The sequence below is a fragment of the Pseudomonas sp. GD03944 genome (assembly GCF_029839275.1).
In the GTDB taxonomy this organism is placed as follows: domain Bacteria; phylum Pseudomonadota; class Gammaproteobacteria; order Pseudomonadales; family Pseudomonadaceae; genus Aquipseudomonas.
In genome coordinates this window covers 198,259-217,913 of the sequence record NZ_JAOCAH010000003.1, presented here as the reverse complement: position 1 = coordinate 217,913, position 19,655 = coordinate 198,259, and the positions used below count along the sequence as shown (strand labels likewise).

Here is a 19,655-nt window from a genome sequence, read left to right as displayed (position 1 = left end):
CGGCTCCTGTCTGATGGACCCAGCTTGCCCGTTCCGGGCACACGGGGCACGAAAAAAATCCGCCCGATAGCGGGCGGATTCGGGGTGGTGCGGTCGACGCGATCAGGTCGGCGCCGACGTCCGTCTTGGCGAGCGTCACTCCGTAGCGGACGCAGAGCGTCCGGGGAGGCATTCCCACGCGGAGCGTGGGAACGATCAATTGCCGGGCGCGCAGGTCCTGTGTAGGAGCGGGCTTGCCCGCGAGCTTTGCTCTTCTTTGCCATGGGGCACAACCTCTTCCTACCGACGCTCCGCGCCACCGACGGCAGGTAGGACGACCGTCACTCCGTAGCGGACGCGGAGCGTCCGGGGAGGCATTCCCACGCGGAGCGTGGGAACGATCCGTTGCCGGGCGCACAGGCTTGCCCAACAACGCTGTCAGGGCTTGTTGGCCGCCTGGGCGGCTTCGATCAGGTCGGCGCCGATTTCCTTCTCGAACTTCTTCCACACCGGCTGCATCGCCTTGCGCCATTCTTCACGCTGCTCGGGGGTCAGCGTAACGATCTCGCTGGTACCTGCGTCGATGATCTTCTGGCGCGAGGCGCGGTTCAGGTCGTCGGCCTGCTTGTTCACCTCCACCGTGACCTCGGCCATCACCTTGTCCAGTTCGGTGCGCACGTCCTCGGGCAGGCCGTTCCAGAATTTGGTGTTGGTGATCACCATGTAATCGATGGCGCCGTGGTCGGACTCGGTGAAGAACTTCTGCACCTCGTGGACCTTCTGGCTCTCGTAGTTCGACCAGGTGTTCTCGGTGCCATTGACCACACCGGTCTGCAGGCCCTGGTAGACCTCGGCAAAACTCATCTTGCGCGGGGCGGCGCGCAGCGCCTTGAACTGTTCGTCCAGCACGGCGGAGGCCTGCACGCGGAACTTCAGGCCGCGGGCATCCTTGGGCTCGTGCAGCGCCTTGTTCGACGACAGCTGCTTCATCCCGTTGTGCCAGTAGGCCAGGCCGGTGATGCCCTTGCCTTCCATGGAGGTGAGCAGTGCCTTGCCCTGGGGGCTTTGCTGGAAGCGGTCGACGGCGTGGATGTCATCGAAGATGAACGGCAGGTCGAAGATCTGGATCTGTTTGGCGTAGTGCTCGAACTTGGCCAGGGACGGCGCCAGCAGCTGCACGTCGCCCAGCAGCAGGGCTTCCATTTCCTTGCCGTCGCCGAACAGCGAGGAGTTCGGGTAGACCTCGACCTTGACCCGGCCCGGCAGGCGTTCCTCGGCCAGCTTCTTGAACAACAGGGCACCCTGGCCCTTGGGCGTGTGCTCGGCCACCACGTGGGCGAACTTGATGCTGATGGGTTCCTCGGCCTGGCTCAGGCCGGCGAATGACAGGGACATGGCGCAGACCAGCGCCTTGGCGGTGAGTTTAAGCATGGTGTGACCTCGTTTTATTGTTGTAAGCGTTCACAAGCGTTAGCCGTCCCTGGGCGTTGCATGACTCCTCGATTCGTGGCGCGGCGCGATCAGGCCGACAGGCCGGCGCGTTCGAGCAGGCGCCGGGCGCGGCCGACCACCGGGGCGTCGACCATCTGCCCGTCGACCACGAACACGCCGTCGCCGCTGGCATCGGCCGCCAGCACGCGCTGCGCCCAATCCAGCTCCTGGGCGCTGGGCATCAATGCCTGGTGGACCACCGCCACCTGGCTCGGGTGGATGCACAGCAGGCCGCCGAAGCCCATGTCACGGGCATCCTGGCTGGCACGCTGCAAGCCGTCCGGGTTGTCGATGGCCGGGAATACGCTGTCCAGCGGCGCCGCCAGCCGAGCCGCGCGGCTGTGCAGCAGGATGGTGTAGCGCGCCTGGTCGAGCATCCGCTCGGCGGCAGCGGTGCCGCTGGCAAGGCCCAGGTCCAGGCCCAGGTCGAGGGCACCGAACGACAGGCGCTCAACGCCCTCGGCACGGGCAATCGATGGCAGCGCCAGCAGGCCCTCGGCACTTTCGATGATCGGCCACACCGGCTTGCCGCAGACCCGCACGCGGATCACCTGCTCGGCGCATTCGACCTTGGGCAGCAGCACGCCGATGACCCCGGGGTGACGCTGGCACAGGTCGATGTCCTGGGCCTGGCCGTCGTGGCCGGGGGCGTTGATGCGCACCAGCAGGCGCGCGCCGGGGTTGTCCGTGAGAAAGGCGTCGAGGTGGTTGCGCGCCTCGGCCTTGAGGTGTTCCTGCACGGCGTCTTCGAGGTCGACGATCACCACGTCGGCCCCACTGGCCAGGGCCTTGGGGATTCGCTCCGGGCGCGTGGCCGGGACGAACAGGGCGCTGCGTATGGTCTTGTTGTTCATGGGCACGTCCTTCGTTTACACAAGGCGGGCGACGCCGGTCGCCCGCCGTCGATGGGCCTACACCGTGCCCTGGGCACGCAGGCGCTCGATGTCGTCCGGGGCATAGCCCAGTTCGGCCAGCAGGCTGGCGCTGTGCTCGCCGAGGGCGGGCACGGCGTCCATGCGTGGGCTGAAGGCACTGTTGTGCCCCGGCGGCAGCAACGCCGGCAGCGGACCACTCGGGCTGCCGACCTCGACCCAGCGCTCACGCGCCTGGAGCTGCGGGTGCGCCCACACGCCGGCCATGTCGTTGACGTGGGCGTTGGCGATCTGCGCGGTGTCCAGGCGCTCGATGACCTGCTCGGCGCTGAGTTCGGCGAAGGTCTCGACGATCAGGCCGCGCAGGGTCTCGCGGTTGGCCGAGCGCCGGGCGTTCGCCGAGAAGCGCTCGTCGCTGGCCAGCTGCGGTTGCAGCAGCACCTTGTCGCAGAACGCCTGCCACTCGCGTTCGTTCTGCAGGCCGAGCATCACCGTGCCACCGCCCCCGGTGGGGAACGGGCCGTACGGGTAGATGGTGGAATGGGAGGCGCCGGCCCGCGGCGGCGGCGTCGCGCCCTGGTAGGCGTAGTACATGGGGTAGCCCATCCACTCCACCAGGCTTTCCAGCATCGACACGTCGACGCGGCTGCCCTCCCCGGTCTTGTCGCGCAGCATCAGCGCCGACAGCACGCCGGTGTAGGCGTACATGCCCGAGGCGATGTCGGCGATGGAGCAACCGGCCTTGGCCATCTCCTCGTCACCGGCGCCGCCGGTCACCGACAGGAAGCCGCCCTCGCTCTGGATCAGCAGGTCGTAGGCTTTCTTCTGTTCGTACGGGCCGCCCTCGCCGTAGCCGGAGATGTCGCAGACGATCAGCCGCGGGAAGCGCTCGTGCAGCGCCTCGAACGACAGGCCCATGCGCGCTGCCGCGCCCGGTGCCAGGTTCTGCACCAGCACGTCGGCCTGGGCCAGCAGGCTGTCCATGACCTGCAGCGCGTCGCCCTGCTTGAGGTCCAGGGTCAGGCTCTCCTTGGAGCGGTTGGTCCAGACGAAATGCGAGGCCAGGCCGCTGACGCGCTCGTCATAGCCCCGGGCGAAATCGCCGCTGCCGGGGCGCTCGACCTTGATCACCCGGGCCCCGAGGTCGGCCAGCTGACGGGTGCAGAACGGCGCGGCAATGGCGTGTTCCAGGCTGACCACGGTGATGCCGTCGAGGGGACGGGGTTGCTGTTTGCTGGCGTTCATATCCGTTTCCTGTTTCGTGAGTGCTCCCCAGAGGGAGTCACTGTCATGCGTTGGATCGTTACCCGGCGGCTTGTGGGGGATGATCGCCACTGAAGCGCCTCCCACAGGCCGTCGTCCGGGTCAGATCAACCGGAACACATCGGCGGCGTCGTGCAGGCTCCACACGCGCTGGATCAGCACCCCGGCTTCGTCGGCGCTGGCCGCGTCGGAGAACGCCAGCAGGCGGCGGAACTTGTCCTCCAGTTCCGGCCGCGACAGGGTGTTGCCCGGGTCGCCCTTGGGTTCGTCGATGCCGGCTTCCAGGCGTCGCCCATCGACGGTGATCACCTCGATGCGGCCCAGCCAGCGCGCCGGGTAGGCGCCGTCCACGTCGGCATCCAGCTGCATGCCGACCTTGTCGCGGAAAGCCGCCACCCGTGGATCGGTCAGGGCATGCTGGTGGAACTCGGTCAGCCCGGCCTTGCCATAGAAGGCGATCAGGCCCAGCACCGTGCCCATGGAGAACTTGGCCTGGTGCACGCTCTGCGGCACGGTCACCCGACCCAGCACGTCGATGGCGCCCTGGTGCACGCGGGTGGTGACCTGGGCGATGTGTTCCGGGCGCAGGCTGTCGCGCTGCATCAGGTGCAGCAGCGCGTCCGCCGCCGGGTGGGTGTGGCGGCACGAGGCGTGGAACTTGAACGAGGTTTCCGTCAGCGCCCAGCGACTGCCTAGGCGATCCACCAGGCACGCCGGATTGGCGTCGCTGGACATCCCGGCGGCCATGCCCTGCTTGCCTTCGAGAATCTCCTGGGCGCCGGTCAGGCCGTCTTCGGTCAGGTACGCCGCGAGCAAACCGTCGGCGGCGGCCTTGGCGGTGTGCAGTTGCTTGGAGTCGGCGGCATCGCGCAGGAACTGCCAGAGACCCGCAGCTTGTGTGCCGGCGCTGCCCAGGCAGTTGACGAACTGCGCCTGGTTGAAGCCCAGCAGCTTGCCCACCGCCACGGCGGCGGCCAGGGTGCCGACGGTGGCCGTGGTGTGGAAGATGCGGTAGTGCGAACGACCAAGGAACTCGCCGATGCGGATACCCGCCTCGTAGCCCGCCACCGACGCGACGATCAGCTCGCGGCCGGACTTGCCCAGGTCCTGGGCCGCCGCCAACGCGGCCGGAAACACCACGGTGGCCGGGTGCAGCACCGAGCTGTTGTGCAGGTCGTCCTGTTCCACCAGGTGCGAGCTGGCGGCATTCACCAGGGCGGCGAAATGCGCCGAGGTGCGCTCGCCGTTCACCAGCACCTGGCTACGCCCGCTGCTCGGGCCCATGCGCCGGGCATAGCGCTCGAACAGCGGAATCGGGTGCTGGCCCTTGCTGGCCAGGGCGGAACCCAGCCAGTCGAGGAACAGGTCTTCGGTACGCTCGACCACCTGGGTCGGCAGGTCGTCGTAACGCAGGTCGGCGAGGAAACCGGCGAGCTGGTGGGTATTGGTGCTCATATTCGCCGCCTCAGAAGCTGCGTGGCAGCTCGAGCAAATGCTCGGCCACGTAAGACAGGATCAGGTTGGTCGAGATCGGCGCCACCTGGTACAGGCGGGTCTCGCGGAACTTGCGCTCGACGTCGTATTCGTTGGCGAAGCCGAAGCCGCCGTGGGTCTGCAGGCAGGCGTTGGCCGCCTCCCAGCTGGCCTTGGCCGCCAGGTACTTGGCCATGTTGGCGGCCGCCCCGGCGTTGCGCCCGGCGTCGTACTCCTCGCAGGCGCGCCAGCGCATCAGGTCGGCGGCCTCGATCTCGATATGGGCTTCGGCGATGGGGAACTGCACGCCCTGGTTCTGGCCGATCGGCCGGCCGAACACCACGCGGTCGCGGGCGTACTGGGCGGATTTCTCGATGAACCAGCGGCCGTCGCCGATGCACTCGGCGGCGATCAGGGTGCGTTCGGCATTCAGGCCGTCGAGGATGTAGCGGAAACCCTTGCCCTCTTCGCCGATCAGGCTGCTGGCGGGGATTTCCAGGTTGTCGAAGAACAGCTCGTTGGTCTCGTGGTTGACCATGTTGGCGATCGGCTGCACGGTCAGGCCGTTGCCGATGGCCTCGCGCAGGTCGACCAGGAAGATCGACATGCCTTCGGACTTCTTCTTCACCTCGGCCAGCGGCGTGGTGCGAGCCAGCAGGATCATCAGGTCGGAATGCTGGATGCGCGAGATCCATACCTTCTGGCCGTTGATCACATACTTGTCGCCCTGGCGCACGGCGGTGGTCTTGATCTTGGTGGTGTCGGTGCCGGTGGTGGGCTCGGTCACGCCCATGGACTGCAGGCGCAGTTCGCCGCTGGCGAGCTTGGGCAGGTAGTAGCGCTTCTGCTCTTCGCTGCCGTTACGCAGCAGGGTGAACATGTTGTACATCTGGCCATGGATGGTGCCGGAGTTGCCGCCGCAGTGGTTCACCTCTTCGAGGATCACCGAGGCCTCGGCCAGGCCCAGGCCGGAGCCGCCGTATTCTTCCGGGATCATCGCCGACAGCCAGCCGGCTTCGGTCATGGCGCTGACGAAGGCTTCGGGAAAGCCCTTCTCTTCATCGATCTTGCGCCAGTACTCGGCGGGAAACTCCGCGCACAGGGCACGCACGCCTTCGCGGATCGCGTTGAGTTCTTCGTTATGGTTGGGGTTCATAGGTGGTCCTCGATTCTTGTCGTTATCGCGGCAGGCGCCGGGTCGTTGGTCAGTCGAAGTGCACGTCGGCGCGCTGCGCCAGGCCAGCCTGGTTGCCGGCCCAGAGTTCGGCGGTGCCGGTCGCCGTGAGGCGTCCGCCCACCTCGAACGGCTCCGGTGATACCAGCGGACGCAGGCCGCGGTAGGCGAAGCGGCGCAGGCGGGCCGTCGGGTTGGCGCGGCAGAACGCACGCAGGCTCAACGTGGCGATCAGAGGGCCGTGCACCACCAGCCCGGCGTAGCCCTCGGTCTCGGTGACATAGGGCCAGTCGTAGTGGATGCGGTGACCGTTGAAGGTCACGGCGCTGTAGCGAAACAGCAGCGTGGCGCTCGGCGTCACGGCTTCGCGCCAGTCGCCGGCGACCAGTGCCTCGCCACTGCCGGTCTTGGGCGGGCTGGGCTCGCGGTAGACGATGTCCTGCTCCTCGCGGATCGCCAGCTCGCCATCCTGGTGATAGTCGTGGCGCACGGTGACGAACAGCAGCGCGCCGGTGCGGCCGTGTTTCTCTTCGATGTGGGTGATGGTCGACAGGCGACTGGCTTCACCGCCCACCCGCAGCGGCTGGAAGAACTCGACGCGGCCGCCGGCCCACATGCGGTTGCGGTTGTCCGCCGGCGGCAGGAACCCGCCCCGCGCCGGGTGCCCGTCTTCGCCCAGGCCGCTTTCGGCCACCGGCTCCTGGAAGAACGCCCAGTGCCAGAGCGGCGGCAACGCCTCGCCATGGGCCGGCGTCGGCTCGCCCAGGGTCGCGGCGATGCGCTTGACCAGGTTGCGACTGAGTTGGTCGTGGGCCTCTTCGGTGCGGCCGATCCAGGCAGAAAAAGCAGAGTCACTCATGGGCATGTTCCAGCTGTCTTCTTGTGTGCTGGGAGCATGCAACCGGGCTAGCGTTCTGAGAATTTGCATTTACGTAAGCCGGCGTTCGGATATACTGAACGCCAGGATGGGCGCTCACCCTGTAGGAGAGCCCTTGACCTGTAGGAGCGGGCTTGCCCGCGAGCTTTTCGTCACCCGCCAGATTGCCGTTTGGCGACGACCGTCGAGCTCGCGGCCAAGCCCGCTCCTACAACAACAGCCTCTACACGCTGGACAGGAACCCACCATGCACTTCGATCTACCGGACCTGCGGCTCTTCATCCATATCGCCGAGTCGCCGAGCCTGACCCAGGGCGCGCGGCGGGCGTTTCTCTCGCCGGCGGCGGCCAGCGCGCGGATCAAGGCCCTGGAGGGCCAGCTCGGTTCACGCCTGCTGTACCGCGACAGCCGTGGTGTCGAGCTGACCCCGGCCGGGCAGCGGCTGCTGCAGCATGCGAGGCTGATCATGCGCCAGGTGGATTACCTGAAAAGCGAATTCACCGAATACGGCACCGACGCCGCCGGGCATATCCGCATCTTCGCCAACACCACCGCGGTCACCGAATTCCTGCCCGAGGTACTGGCCGGCTTTCTCGCCGCCCGCCCCGGGGTCAGCGTGGACCTGCAGGAGCGCCTGAGCCGCGACATCGTGCGTGGGGTGCTGGACGGCGCCGCCGACCTCGGCATCATCGCCGGGCCGGTGCATGTGCGCGGCCTGCAGGTGCTGCACTTCAGCACCGACCGCCTGGTGCTCACCGTGCCCCTCGGCCACCCCCTGGCCGACCGCCCCAGCGTCAGCCTGGGCGACACCCTGCAGTACCAGCACATCGGCCTGCATGAAGGCAGCACCCTGCTGAGTTTTTTGCGCGACCGCGTGGAAAAACTGGGGGAAAGCCTGTCGCTGCGCATCCAGATGTCCAGCTTCGAAGCCATCTGCCGGATGATCGAGGCAGGGGTCGGCATCGGCATCATTCCCGAGTCCGCCGCCCAGCGGCACAGCCGCACCATGCAGCTGGCCACCGTCGAACTGGACGAGCCCTGGGCCGTGCGCGAACGCAGCGTGCTGGTCCGCGATCTGGACGCCCTGCCCGGCAGCGTGCGCGCCCTGATCGCCACCCTCGGCGCCGACGTCCCGGCACACCATCCGGACGAAAAAAAGGCGACCTGATAAAGGTCGCCTGCCCACACATTCCATAACGGAATGGCGAAACGCTTGCATTCAAATCACGCAGGATTCGAACACCTGCAGTCTGCTCCAGGCCACGGGGCGCGTGCCATTGCACCAAGGTCGTAGTCTGCTGCCGGCGGCAGGGTCACTGCTCCTTGCCCAACCCGTGCTCGCGCAGCTTGTTGGCGATGGTGGTGTGCGACACGCCGAGGCGCTTGCCCAGCTGCCGGCTGCTCGGGTGGTCGTGGTAGAGGCGTTCCAGCACGGCTTTCTCGAAGCGCCCGAGGATGTCGTCCAGGCTGCCTTCCACCGAGAACTCGCCCAAGGGCTGCGGCGCCCCGTAGTCCGGCAGGCGGATGTGTTCGAGGCGCACCGTGCCGCCCTCGCACAGCGACACCGCCTGGAACAGCACGTTCTCCAGTTGCCGCACATTGCCCGGCCAGTGATAGTGGCCGAGCTTGTCCAGCACCGCCGGCTGCAGGGCCGGCAGCGGGCAGCCGATCTGCCGGCTGGCCTGGTCGAGGAAGTGATCGACCAGCGGCGCCAGCCCGTCCAGGCATTCGCGCAGCGGCGGGATGTGCAGGCTGAGCACGTTGAGGCGGTGGTACAAGTCCTGGCGGAATTCGCCGCGGCTGCACAGCTCGGACAGGTCGACCTGGGTGGCGCAGATGACCCGCACGTCCAGGTACACCTCCTCGTCGCTGCCGACCCGGCGGAAGCAGCCGTCCTGCAGAAAGCGCAGCAGCTTGGCCTGCAGGCGCGGGCTCATCTCCCCCACGCCGTCGAGGAACAGCGTGCCGCCCGCGGTCAGCTCCAGCAACCCCAGCTTGCCCTCCGGCCGCGCGCCTTCGAAGGCGCCGGGGCCGTAGCCGAACAGCTCGGTCTCGGCCATGGACTCCGGCAGGCCGGCGCAGTTGAGCGCCATGAACGGCGACTGGCCGCGCGGGCTGGCCAGGTGGCAGGCGCGGGCCAGCAGTTCCTTGCCGGTGCCAGTCTCGCCCTCGATCAGCAACGGCGCATCCAGCGGCGCCATGCGCCGGGCTTCGCGGACCACGGCGGCCATCACCCGCGAGCTCTGGAAGATGCTGTCGAAGCCGCGCAGTTCCTGCTTGCGCACGTGGTAGATGCGCTCGCCCACGCGGTCGGCGCGGTGCAGGGTCAGCACCGCCCCGGCCAGGGCCTCGCTCTCGTCGTGCTCCGATTGCAGCGGCGCGATGTCGGCCAGGAACACGTCATTGCGGACCTTGATCCGCAGGCCGTTGATCCGCGACTTGTTGGCCCGCACCAGCTCCGGCAGGTCGAAATCCTCGGTGTAGCGCGACAGCGGGATGCCCGGCACCTCGTCGACCCGTACGCCCAGCAGCTGGGCCGCGGCGCGGTTGGCGGCAACGATGGAGCCGCCCATGTCGATGGACAGCACCGGAAACTCCAGGGCGCCGAGCAGCGCGTTCAGCTCCAGGTGGCGCCGCTCGCTGGGCATCAGGCCCACGCGCTTGACGCCGAACACCCCGGCAATGGCTTCGAACTTGGGGCGCAGCGACTGGAATTGCAGGTTGATCAGGTTCGGGCAGTGCAGGTAGATCGCGTTACCCTGCTCGCCGCCGACCTCGCCCCGGGCGACGTTGATGCCGTAGTCGACCAGCAGGTTGAGGATGTCGCGCAGGATGCCGATCCGGTTCTGGCAATGGACTTTGATACGCATGGCAGGCGGGTGTCCGTCTTGTGGGGGCGACGCTGCGCTCGACTATCTGCAGGGCGGCCCGTTTTTTCGTCAAGAATATGTGACAGATAAGCCCACCAGCAAGAAGGCGCCACGCGATGGGCGCCCATCCGTAACTTTTTCTTTACGAAACACCGCCTGCATTGCCGTTCACACGGACGAAGCCTGGGCGCCAGCCGGGCACCGACTGCGGTATCTGTATGTCCATTACAACAACAGATGCCCCCGCAGGAGGCAGCGATGGCGCACACGCAGTACGTGGCTCGGCAACCGGATGAACACGGCGTCATCCATTACAGCGACAGCGAGCACCAGGTGTGGAACACCCTCATCACCCGGCAGCTGGCACTGGTCGAACAGCGCGCCTGCCAGGAGTACCTGGACGGCATCGAGCAGCTCGGCATGCCGCTCACCCACATCCCCCAGCTCGACGCCATCAACCGCGTGCTGCAGGCCACCACCGGCTGGAGCGTGGCGCGGGTACCGGCACTGATTCCGTTCCAGACCTTCTTCGAACTGCTGGCCAGCAAGCGCTTCCCGGTGGCGACCTTCATCCGCACCCCCGAAGAACTCGACTACCTGCAGGAGCCCGACATCTTTCACGAGATCTTCGGCCACTGCCCGCTGCTGACCAACCCCTGGTTCGCCGAATTTACCCACACCTACGGCAAGCTCGGCCTCAACGCGAGCAAGGAAGAGCGCGTGTACCTGGCGCGGCTGTACTGGATGACCATCGAATTCGGCCTGCTCGACACGCCCCAGGGCCAGCGTATCTACGGTGGCGGCATCCTGTCATCGCCCAAGGAAACGCTCTACTGCCTGTCCGGCCAACCCGAGCACCAGGTCTTCGACCCCGTGGAAGCCATGCGCACCCCCTATCGCATCGACATCCTGCAACCGGTGTATTTTGTCCTGCCGCAGCTGCGCTGCCTGTTCGACCTGGCGCACCAGGACATCATGGCCATGGTCCAGCAGGCCCGGCAGCTGGGGCTGCACGCACCGAAATTCCCGCCGAAGGCGGCGTGACGGCGCCGCCCGCCGCCATCCACCCCATTTTTTCTGGAGAATCCCGATGTCCCTTGCCCAAGCCCAATGCGAAGCCTGCCGCGCCGATGCGCCGAAAGTCTCGGAGGCCGAACTGGCCGAACTGATCCGCGAAATCCCGGACTGGAACATCGAAACCCGTGGCGACCACATGGAGCTGGAGCGGGTATTCCTGTTCCGCACCTTCCGCCACGCCCTGGCCTTCACCAACGCCGTCGGTGCCATCGCCGAGGAGGTTGGCCATCACCCGGCGCTGCTCACCGAATGGGGCAAGGTCACCGTCACCTGGTGGAGCCACGAAATGCGTGGCCTGCACCGCAACGACTTCATCATGGCCGCCCGCACCGACGTGCTGGCGAGCACCGCCGAAGGCCGCAAGTAACCCACTCTGCCGGGCCCCGATCGAGGGCCCGCTGCCCGCGAAAACGCCCTGCGCCGGGGCGTCAAAGCGCCTCGAAAACGCCTCGAAAAATCGAATGACCGTTCGTCGATAAAAATAACCCTTTAAAAACAGTACCTTGCAAAGCGTAGCGGCATACTGTGGCGCGCATTCTGCTTGCGACCCCTGTCAGAGTTCCCTAGGGTTGTTTGTCATGAAGTCGCTGATTGCCCCCATCAGTTCGTTGCTTGGCGGGGTTGCGTTACTCCTGCTGGGCAACGGCTTGCTCAACACGCTCCTGACCCTGCGCGGTGTCGCCGAAGGCTACTCCACCGGCATGCTCGGCCTGATCATGTCCGGGTACTTCGTGGGGTTCCTGCTCGGCACCTGGCTGGCGATTCCGCTGGTCCGCCGCGTCGGGCATATCCGTGCATTCGCCTTCTGCGCCGCCCTCGCCGCGATCACCGCCCTGCTCCATGTGCTGCTGGTTAACCCGTGGCTGTGGCTCGGCCTGCGGGTGCTCTACGGCCTGGCCCTGGTCGGCCTGTACATGGTCATCGAAAGCTGGCTCAACGCCCAGGCGCCGAACGACAAGCGCGGCCAGGTGTTCGCCGTGTACATGGCGGTCAACCTCGGTGCCCTGGCCGCCGCCCAGCAACTGCTGAGCCTGGCCGACCCCGGTGAATTCCTGCTGTTCGCCCTGGCGGCGATCCTCATCAGCGCCGCGCTGATGCCCATCATGCTGACCCGCCAGGCCCAGCCCAGTGTGCCGGACACGATGCACACCAACGTGCGCAAACTGGCCAGCATCGCACCCCTGCCGATCGCCGCCGCGGCGCTCTCCGGCCTGGCCATGGGCGGCTTCTGGGGCATGGCCCCGGTGTATGCCAGCCTCAACGGCTTCGACGCCACCGGTGTCGGCCTGATGATGAGCAGCGCGATTCTCGGCGGAGCCCTGCTGCAATGGCCCATCGGCCGCTTCTCCGACAGCCACGACCGGCGCTGGGTGCTGTTCTGGGTGGTCAGTGCAGCGGTCGTTGTGTCGCTGCTGATGAGCCTGTTGCCGGCCGGACGCCTGCTGCTGGGGCTGATGTTCGTGTTCGGCGGGCTGTCCTTCGCCATCTACCCCATTGCCGTGGCCCAGCTGATCGACCAGCTGCACAGCGACGAAATCCTCTCCGGTTCCAGCAGCCTGCTGATGATGAACGGCATCGGCGCCGTGGGCGGGCCGATGCTCGCCGGGGTGCTGATGCAGTACGCCGGCGCCGCCGCCCTGCCGCTGTATTTCGCCGCGACCCTGGGCGTGCTGGCGGCCTACACCCTGTACCGCCTGCGCCACGTCAGCGACCTGGTCGCCGGCGAGCACGCGCACTTCATGCCGATGCTGCGCACCAGCCACACCGTGCTGGAAATGATGCCCGACGCCCCACCCACGGACGACGACAACCACCCCGATCATTCCGGCGACACGCCCGAGCGCGCCGCCACTTCACCGTAGGCCACCGGCCTGCATACCAGAGGCGCCCACCCGGGCGGCCCCAGCGGGCCACCGGCAAGGTGCCCGCTTTGCCCGTCGGCTGATGTCGGCGCGTCACTGCCACCACACAAGGACAGGGAGACAGCGCATGCTACTTGCCACCGATCTTGATGGAACCTTTCTCGCCGGCGATCCCGAGGATCGCCTCGCCCTCTACCAGACCATCGCCGCCCACCCCGAAATCAAACTCGCCTACGTCACCGGTCGCAGCCTGGAAGCGGTGCTGCCGCTGCTGGCCGACCCGACGCTGCCGCAGCCCGACTTCATCATCGCCGACGTTGGCGGCAGCCTGGTGCACGGCGACACCCTGCAACCGATCCAGCCCCTGCAAAGCGTGGTGGACGCCCGCTGGCCCGGCGAAAGCCAGGTCGCCAGTGCCCTCGAAGGCTTCGGCCTGGAGCGCCAGGACGTGCCCCAGGCGCGCCGTTGCTCCTACTTCTGCACCCCGCAGGAAGCCGCCAATCCGGCCCTGCTGGAGGTGGCCGACGAGCTGGGCTGCGACCTGCTGTACTCCGCCGAACGCTACCTGGATTTCCTGCCCCGGGGTGTGAACAAGGGCAGCAGCCTCAAGGCCCTGGCCGAGTGGCTGGGCCTGGACGATGACCAGGTGCTGGCCGCCGGCGATACCCTGAATGACCTGTCGATGCTCAGCGGGCGCTTCAAGGGCGTGTGCGTCGGCCAGTCGGAAACCGCCCTGCTCGCCGCCACCGGCAGCCACTCGCGCACCCTGCACGCCAGCCGGCCTGGCTGCGGCGGGATTCTCGAGGCCTTCGCCCATTTCGGCTTCCTCGGCGAGCACGGTATCGCTGCCGAGAAACGCCAGGCCACCCAGCCCGGCAAGGCCGAGCTGGTGATGGTCTATCACCGCCTGCCCTACGAGGAATACCGAGGCAGCGACGGCAAGGTGCAGCGCCGCCGGCCCACCTCGCCCAATGGCATCATTCCGACCCTGCTGAGTTTCTTCGGCGACGGCCGGCCCGGCTCGTGGATCGCCTGGGCGGTGCACGAAGACGGTGACGAGCCGTTCGACCGCCACACCACGGTGGACGCCGAGCGCTACCCCAAGCTCACCGCGGCCCGGGTCAAGCTGAGCAAGGACGACATCGACATCTTCTACAAGCGCTTCTCCAAGGAGGCGTTCTGGCCGACCCTGCACACCTTCTGGGAGCGCGCCGTGTTCAACGAGGACGACTGGGCGGTGTACCTCAAGGTCAACCGTGCCTTCGCCGAACGCACCGCCGAAGAAGCCGCCGAAGGCGCCACGGTGTGGCTGCACGACTACAACCTGTGGATGGTGCCGGCCTACCTGCGCGAGCTGCGCCCGGACCTGCGCATCGCCTTCTTCCACCACACCTACTTCCCCTCGGCGGACGTGTTCAACGTGCTGCCCTGGCGCCGGCAGATCGTCGGCAGCCTGCTGCAGTGCGACTACATCGGCTTCCACATCCCGCGCCAGGTGGAGAACTTCGTCGACGTGGCCCGGGGCGTCACCCCGCTGCGCCCCCTTAGCCAGCACAATTGCGCCCCGCGTTTCGTCACCTACGGCTGCGCGGTGGGCCTGGAGCGCATGACCACCGCCGTGGACACCGGCAACCGCGTGGTCAAGCTGGGTGCCCACCCGGTGGGGCTGGACATCGAGCGGGTACGCGCCGCCCTCGACTCGGCGAAGATCCGCGAGATGATGGCCACCCTGCGCGACGAGCTGGCCGGGGTGAAGCTGATCCTCTCGGTGGAGCGCCTCGACTACACCAAGGGCATCCTGGAAAAACTCCAGGCCTTCGAGCGCCTGCTCGACGACAACCCGGAGCTGCTGGGCAAGGTCACGCTGGTCAGTGTGTGCGTGCCGGCGGCCAAGGAAATGACCATCTACGACGAGCTGCAAGGCCAGATCGAACAGGCCGTGGGCCGGATCAACGGGCGCTTCGCCCGGGTCGACTGGACGCCCCTGCAGTTCTTCTTCCGCAGCCTGCCGTTCGAGGAAGTCAGCGCCTGGTACGCCATGGCCGACGTCATGTGGATCACCCCGCTGCGCGACGGCCTGAACCTGGTGGCCAAGGAATTCGTTGCTGCCCAGGGCCTGCTGGAAGGCCGGGGGGTACTGGTGCTGTCGGAATTCGCCGGGGCGGCGGCCGAGCTGAAAGGCGCCCTGCTGACCAACCCCCACGACCCGGTGGACATGGTGCAGACCTGCTACCTGGCGCTGAACATGCCCCGCGCCGAAGCCCAGGCCCGCCTGCGCGAGCTGTTCGACATCGTCAGCTACAACGACATCCGGCGTTGGGGCGATGACTTCCTCGCCGCCGTAACAGAACCGGAGCAGACCCAGCCCGCGGTGCTCGAATTGGTGTCCTGAAGGGGGCCCCGCAGGAACGCCCCCCCTACAACGTCGTGATAATGCGAGGGGATGTAGCGGTGAGTCCCGGGCACCTGGCGGTGCCCGGTCTCGAAGGAATCAGACGCGGAAGCGGCTGACCATGGTTTGCAGCTGGGCGCCCAGGCGGGCCAGTTCGACGCTGGAGGCGGCAGTTTCTTCGCTGGCGGCGGCGGTCTGTTCGGACACGTCGCGCACGTTGAGGATGCTGCGGCTGATTTCCTCGGCCACGGCGCTCTGCTCTTCGGCGGCGGCAGCGATCTGCTGGTTCATCGATTGGATGTTCGACACCGTGCGGGTGATGGTTTCCAGGGAGCCACCGGCCTTGCGGGTCAGGGCCACGCTGCTGTCGGTCAGCTCGCGGCTGCTCTGCATGATCGACGCCACCTGCTGGGTGCCGCTCTGCAGGCCGGCCACCAGCTCTTCGATTTCCTCGGTGGATTTCTGGGTGCGCTGGGCCAGGCCACGCACTTCGTCGGCGACCACGGCGAATCCACGACCGGCTTCACCGGCACGGGCCGCTTCGATGGCGGCGTTGAGCGCCAGCAGGTTGGTCTGCTCAGCCACGGTCTTGATCACGTCCATGACGCTGCCGATCTTCTGGCTTTCCTTCTGCAGGTCGCTCATGGCCTGGGTCGAACGGCCCACTTCGGCGGCCAGGTGCTCGATCTGCTGGATCACCTCGCCCACCACGCGGTCACCCTGACGGGCTTCTTCGTCGGCCTGGGAGGCGGCGCGGGAAGCGTCTTCGGCGTTGCGGGCGACCTCCTGCACAGTGGCTGACATTTCATGCATGGCGGTGGCGACCTGGTCGGTCTCGACCTTCTGGCTGTTGACGCCGGCACTGGTCTGCTCGGTGACCGCGGACAGCTCTTCGGCGGCGCTGGTGATCTGCGCCACGCCGTCGCGGATGCCGCCGATCAGGTCACGCAGGGTGGTACCCATGTGCTGGATGCCCTGCTGCAACACGCCGATTTCGTCCTGGCGGGTGACGGCCAGGGTCTTGGTCAGGTCGCCGGAGGCGATGCGCTCCACCGCGTCCAGGGCGTCCTTCAGCGGACGGGTGATCTGGCGGGTGATGATCCACGCAGCCAAGACACCGAGGATCAGGGCCAGCAGGGTGGCGCTGATCTGCAGGGTACGGGCGCTGGCGCTCTCGCTGTCGCGGCGTTCCATCTGGATGGCGGTCAGCTTCTGGCTGGCGTCGACGATCACGTAGCCCTGCTCGGTCATTTCCTTGCGGTACAGCGCGACGTTTTCGGTGGCTTTCTTGAAGCCCAGCACTGCGGTGCGGTAGCCGTTCAGCGCACGCTCGATCTGCTCGACACGGTCATTGGCGCCATACTGCGAACGGAACTGCCCCAGTGCCGCCAGGCTCGCGTCGATCGACGCCAGGGCCGTGCGCTCGGTATCGGCGTTGGTGTTGAAAATGAACCCACGCACGTTGTAACGCACCACCTGCCAGGCGTTGCTGAGCTTGGCGATGGTCTGGAACTGGGCGAAACGGGTTTCATCGTAATCCGGCAGGGCCGCGATGGCGTTGCCGATCTCGTCATACAGCTGACCGACATTGCTGCCCTCGCGCACCATGGCCTCGCGGGCTTCGCCGATGCCGCGGTAGGCGGTACGCATGCCGTTGAGGGACACCTGGTAGGCCTTGATCTCGCCTTCCTGCTGTTTCAGCAGGCGCACGTTTTCCGGGCTCTTGAACTTGGCCAGGGTTTCCTGGTGCTGGGCGGTGAAGTCCTCGAGGGTCTTCTGCACGTTGTCGGCGATCTTCTCGTCGCCGTTGGCCAGCATGTACTGCAGGCGCACGATACGCAGGTTGGTCAGCGAGTCGTTGAGGCGACTGATGTCGCCCATCCAGTCACTGCGCTGGATCAGGCTGCCGAGGCTGGTCCAGCCAGCGAGGGCGAGCACGACGGTCATGGCCAGCACGAGGCCAAAACCGAGGGCAAGTTTCAAGGTGACGCTGATGTTGGCAAACCAGCTGTTCATTTAATTCTCCGACCTGTCGAAAGGGAGGTGTACCAGCAGCTGGGAGAATTGTTTTTATGACCAGCCAGTCCAAAGGGCAGGCATTCTATCGGCAGTCGGGAAAATAACTAGAACATCTATCGGCAGTTCTTTTGCAGAAAAAGGACGACTCGGTCACATTCGGGACGCGGGAGGGAGGCAGTAGACGAATTTCGCCCCCTACCTCCCATGTGGCAATTTGCCGCATCACCCCCCATCACTCGTGTTCGCAATTGATCATCCACGGCACGCCGAAACGGTCCACCAGCATGGCGAAACGCGCGGCCCAGAAGGTTTTCTCCAGGGGCATCTGCACCTGGCCCTGCTCCGACAATGCGGCGAACAGACGCTCGGCCTCGGCCACGCTGTCCACATTCAGGGTCACGGAACAGCCCTTGATCCCGGCATAGGACTCGCCGGGCATGCCGTCGGAGGCCATCAGCACCTGCCCGTCCAGGGTCAGGCAGGCGTGCATGATGCGGTCGTGGAACTGCGCGGGCACGTCATCGCGGGCCGGGCTCTCGCCGAAACGCATGAGTTCCAGGGTGCCGCCCAGGCACTGGGCGTAGAAGGTGAAGGCCGCTTCGGCCTGGCCGTCGAAGATCAGGTAGGGATTGAGTTTCATGCTGCGCTCCTGCTCAGGGCTTGGTGATCTGGGCGCGCAGGCGGTCTTCCTGCTCGCGCAATTCGGAGGTGAACTCGGCGCCGAAATCCTCGGCCTCGAAAATCTGGCGGATCTCGATTTCCGAGTCGCTCAACATCGGGTTGGGGCAGCGCTTGACCCAGTCGATGCAGGCCTGCAACGACTCGACCTGGAAAATCCAGAAGCCCGCGACCAGTTCCTTGGTTTCCATGAACGGCCCGTCGACGACCGTGCGCGTCTCGCCGGAAAAGCGCACGCGCGCGCCCTTGGCGCTGGGGTGCAGGCCTTCGCCGGCCAGCATCACGCCGGCCTTGACCAGCTCCTCGTTGTAGGCGCCCATTGCGGTGAGCAGTTCTTCGCTGGGCATCTCGCCGGCTTCGGATTCTTTGCTCGCTTTGACGATCACCATGAATCGCATTGTCGTTCTCCTGAATGGCAGTGGCGGGGGAGCGGTTCGATACCGGCTCTGTCCATTGGTCGAACCGCCCCGGGCGATTTCGACAGGCCCCTGAAGATTTTTCCGGCGTGCTTCAGTCCAGCAGATCGAAGCCGGTGCTGCCCACCCGCTCGCCATTGACCAGCACGTGCACGGCGTGGTGTCCCGGGTAATGCACGCGGGTGGTCAACTGGCGGATCTGCTGGCTGCGCCCCAGGGTCACGCTGCCGTGGCCGGGCAGCTCCAGGGTTGTCAGCTTGAATACCTTGGCGCTGGTCGCCCCGCTCTTCTTCACGTAGTCGATGGCGTAGTCGATCACCAGACGCTGGGCCTGGTCCGACTGGGACACCAGGGTGAAGGCCAGCCGCATGCTGTCGCCCAGGCGCACCGGCTGCGGCTCGATGCGCAGGTCCTGCAGCGCGACCTGGGGCGCCTGCCCCGCCCCGAGGATCGCCAGGGCGCGGCGGTTGCCCTGCTTGACCAGGCTGCGCAGCGCATGACGGATGATCCAGGCGGTGCGGCGGTCGTCCTGGGGCCACTGCTCCAGCTGGTCGAGCAGGTAATCCGGGTGATCCTTGCCGATGTCGTTGAGGTGGTTGGCCACCGATTTGCGCACGTACAGGCTGTCGTCGGCGCGCAGACGCTCGAGGATCGGCATCACCCGCTGCGGCTCGGCCTGCACCCGGGCCAGACGGAACGACCAGGGCAGCCGCGGCCGGCAGCCTTCGCTGGCCAGGCGCCGCACGTGCTCGTCACCGTCCTGCGCCCAGTCGTGCATCACCGCCAGGGTGCGGTCGAAGTCCGCCAGCAGAAAATGCCGGATGGCGAACTCCGAGGAGCCGAAGCCGGTGAAGTAACGCAACGCCTCCAGGGACTGCTGGACATGGCCCTGGCCGTAGGTGGCCACGTACTGCGGCAGGAACAGGCTGACGAAGCCACTGTTGATCCGCGGCGCGACGGGGTACAGCGCCGCCAGCGCCTGGGGAAAGTCCATGTCCAGCACCTGGTGCAGGCAGTCGCTGACCCGCTGCAGGCGCTGCGTCACCGACAGGTCGTCCAGGCCGTCGCTGGCGAGGCGCAGAAAGGCCGCGGTGTCGAATGCGGGATGGACCGCCTGCACCTGCTCGGCGATGTGCCGCAGGCGTTCGCGGTTGAAGATTTCCTTGAGGGCGGGGGCTCGCTGGAGCTGGTCGTCCGTGGGCAGAGGCATCG

At 66.7% G+C, this 19,655-nt stretch carries 16 protein-coding genes; 5 read left to right on the top strand and 11 right to left on the bottom strand.

The features are described from left to right. Positions 1-417: 417 nt before the first annotated feature. The 6 genes from dctP to N5C28_RS06930 form a co-directional block, all read right to left on the bottom strand. Positions 418-1,410 (bottom strand): C4-dicarboxylate TRAP substrate-binding protein DctP, encoded by a 993-nt coding sequence (gene dctP / locus N5C28_RS06955; protein ID WP_279821257.1) that lies wholly within the window; start codon positions 1,408-1,410, stop codon positions 418-420. A gap of 89 nt (positions 1,411-1,499) precedes the next feature. Further along, positions 1,500-2,324 (bottom strand): CoA ester lyase, encoded by an 825-nt coding sequence (locus N5C28_RS06950; protein WP_279821256.1) that lies wholly within the window; start codon positions 2,322-2,324, stop codon positions 1,500-1,502. A 57-nt stretch (positions 2,325-2,381) separates the two neighbouring features. Beyond that, positions 2,382-3,587, bottom strand: coding sequence for a CaiB/BaiF CoA-transferase family protein (locus N5C28_RS06945; protein WP_279821255.1), 1,206 nt, complete (start codon positions 3,585-3,587; stop codon positions 2,382-2,384). A gap of 120 nt (positions 3,588-3,707) precedes the next feature. After that, positions 3,708-5,060 (bottom strand): MmgE/PrpD family protein, encoded by a 1,353-nt coding sequence (locus tag N5C28_RS06940; RefSeq protein WP_279821254.1) that lies wholly within the window; start codon positions 5,058-5,060, stop codon positions 3,708-3,710. Between the two features lie 10 nt (positions 5,061-5,070). Beyond that, a complete protein-coding gene (locus N5C28_RS06935; protein WP_279821253.1) occupies positions 5,071-6,234 on the bottom strand; it encodes an acyl-CoA/acyl-ACP dehydrogenase in 1,164 nt (387 codons plus the stop codon). 49 nt (positions 6,235-6,283) lie between these two features. After that, entirely contained in the window at positions 6,284-7,111 is an 828-nt protein-coding gene (locus N5C28_RS06930; protein ID WP_279821252.1) for a MaoC family dehydratase N-terminal domain-containing protein, read from the bottom strand. 265 nt (positions 7,112-7,376) lie between these two features. Here N5C28_RS06930 and N5C28_RS06925 point away from each other — a divergent pair, with 265 nt between their 5' ends. Beyond that, a complete protein-coding gene (locus N5C28_RS06925) occupies positions 7,377-8,297 on the top strand; it encodes a LysR family transcriptional regulator (RefSeq protein WP_279821251.1) in 921 nt (306 codons plus the stop codon). A gap of 145 nt (positions 8,298-8,442) precedes the next feature. On the opposite strand, the gene N5C28_RS06920 is transcribed toward N5C28_RS06925, so the two are convergent. Continuing rightward, positions 8,443-9,999: a sigma-54-dependent transcriptional regulator gene (locus tag N5C28_RS06920; protein ID WP_279821250.1), complete on the bottom strand. Its 1,557-nt coding sequence runs from the start codon at positions 9,997-9,999 to the stop codon at positions 8,443-8,445. A gap of 258 nt (positions 10,000-10,257) precedes the next feature. Between N5C28_RS06920 and phhA the strand changes: the two genes are divergently transcribed. The 4 genes from phhA (at position 10,258) to ggpS (ending at position 15,330) form a co-directional block, all read left to right on the top strand. After that, the gene (gene phhA, locus N5C28_RS06915) at positions 10,258-11,043 is read left to right on the top strand and encodes a phenylalanine 4-monooxygenase (protein WP_279821249.1); all 786 of its coding nucleotides are present in this window, start codon (positions 10,258-10,260) and stop codon (positions 11,041-11,043) included. A 46-nt stretch (positions 11,044-11,089) separates the two neighbouring features. Beyond that, a complete protein-coding gene (locus N5C28_RS06910) occupies positions 11,090-11,443 on the top strand; it encodes a 4a-hydroxytetrahydrobiopterin dehydratase (RefSeq protein WP_279821248.1) in 354 nt (117 codons plus the stop codon). Positions 11,444-11,654: 211 nt separating this feature from the next. Then, positions 11,655-12,938 carry an MFS transporter gene (locus tag N5C28_RS06905; RefSeq protein ID WP_279821247.1) on the top strand — a complete coding sequence of 428 codons (1,284 nt, stop codon included), beginning with the start codon at positions 11,655-11,657 and terminating at the stop codon, positions 12,936-12,938. A gap of 127 nt (positions 12,939-13,065) precedes the next feature. Then, positions 13,066-15,330, top strand: a complete 2,265-nt coding sequence (gene ggpS, locus N5C28_RS06900; protein WP_279821246.1) for a glucosylglycerol-phosphate synthase — start codon at positions 13,066-13,068, stop codon at positions 15,328-15,330. A 99-nt stretch (positions 15,331-15,429) separates the two neighbouring features. Here the strand turns inward: ggpS and N5C28_RS06895 are convergent, their stop codons facing one another. The 4 genes from N5C28_RS06895 to N5C28_RS06880 all read right to left on the bottom strand — a co-directional run bounded on the left by N5C28_RS06895 (position 15,430) and on the right by N5C28_RS06880 (position 19,653). Continuing rightward, positions 15,430-17,346 (bottom strand): methyl-accepting chemotaxis protein, encoded by a 1,917-nt coding sequence (locus tag N5C28_RS06895; RefSeq protein WP_279821245.1) that lies wholly within the window; start codon positions 17,344-17,346, stop codon positions 15,430-15,432. A 235-nt stretch (positions 17,347-17,581) separates the two neighbouring features. Next, positions 17,582-17,989: a VOC family protein gene (locus N5C28_RS06890; protein ID WP_279821244.1), complete on the bottom strand. Its 408-nt coding sequence runs from the start codon at positions 17,987-17,989 to the stop codon at positions 17,582-17,584. Positions 17,990-18,002: 13 nt separating this feature from the next. Further along, positions 18,003-18,425, bottom strand: a complete 423-nt coding sequence (locus N5C28_RS06885; RefSeq protein WP_279821243.1) for a YciI family protein — start codon at positions 18,423-18,425, stop codon at positions 18,003-18,005. Positions 18,426-18,537: 112 nt separating this feature from the next. Beyond that, entirely contained in the window at positions 18,538-19,653 is a 1,116-nt protein-coding gene (locus tag N5C28_RS06880) for a DNA alkylation repair protein (protein WP_279821242.1), read from the bottom strand. Positions 19,654-19,655: the final 2 nt, after the last annotated feature.

Excerpts from the sequence above, each read along its gene's own strand:
- dctP (WP_279821257.1), bottom strand. The coding sequence starts at position 1,410 with ATGCTTAAACTCACCGCCAAGGCGCTGGTCTGCGCCATGTCCCTGTCA.
- N5C28_RS06950 (WP_279821256.1), bottom strand. The coding sequence starts at position 2,324 with ATGAACAACAAGACCATACGCAGCGCCCTGTTCGTCCCGGCCACGCGC.
- N5C28_RS06945 (WP_279821255.1), bottom strand. The coding sequence starts at position 3,587 with ATGAACGCCAGCAAACAGCAACCCCGTCCCCTCGACGGCATCACCGTG.
- N5C28_RS06940 (WP_279821254.1), bottom strand. The coding sequence starts at position 5,060 with ATGAGCACCAATACCCACCAGCTCGCCGGTTTCCTCGCCGACCTGCGT.
- N5C28_RS06935 (WP_279821253.1), bottom strand. The coding sequence starts at position 6,234 with ATGAACCCCAACCATAACGAAGAACTCAACGCGATCCGCGAAGGCGTG.
- N5C28_RS06930 (WP_279821252.1), bottom strand. The coding sequence starts at position 7,111 with ATGAGTGACTCTGCTTTTTCTGCCTGGATCGGCCGCACCGAAGAGGCC.
- N5C28_RS06925 (WP_279821251.1), top strand. The coding sequence starts at position 7,377 with ATGCACTTCGATCTACCGGACCTGCGGCTCTTCATCCATATCGCCGAG.
- N5C28_RS06920 (WP_279821250.1), bottom strand. The coding sequence starts at position 9,999 with ATGCGTATCAAAGTCCATTGCCAGAACCGGATCGGCATCCTGCGCGAC.
- phhA (WP_279821249.1), top strand. The coding sequence starts at position 10,258 with ATGGCGCACACGCAGTACGTGGCTCGGCAACCGGATGAACACGGCGTC.
- N5C28_RS06910 (WP_279821248.1), top strand. The coding sequence starts at position 11,090 with ATGTCCCTTGCCCAAGCCCAATGCGAAGCCTGCCGCGCCGATGCGCCG.
- N5C28_RS06905 (WP_279821247.1), top strand. The coding sequence starts at position 11,655 with ATGAAGTCGCTGATTGCCCCCATCAGTTCGTTGCTTGGCGGGGTTGCG.
- ggpS (WP_279821246.1), top strand. The coding sequence starts at position 13,066 with ATGCTACTTGCCACCGATCTTGATGGAACCTTTCTCGCCGGCGATCCC.
- N5C28_RS06895 (WP_279821245.1), bottom strand. The coding sequence starts at position 17,346 with ATGAACAGCTGGTTTGCCAACATCAGCGTCACCTTGAAACTTGCCCTC.
- N5C28_RS06890 (WP_279821244.1), bottom strand. The coding sequence starts at position 17,989 with ATGAAACTCAATCCCTACCTGATCTTCGACGGCCAGGCCGAAGCGGCC.
- N5C28_RS06885 (WP_279821243.1), bottom strand. The coding sequence starts at position 18,425 with ATGCGATTCATGGTGATCGTCAAAGCGAGCAAAGAATCCGAAGCCGGC.
- N5C28_RS06880 (WP_279821242.1), bottom strand. The coding sequence starts at position 19,653 with ATGCCTCTGCCCACGGACGACCAGCTCCAGCGAGCCCCCGCCCTCAAG.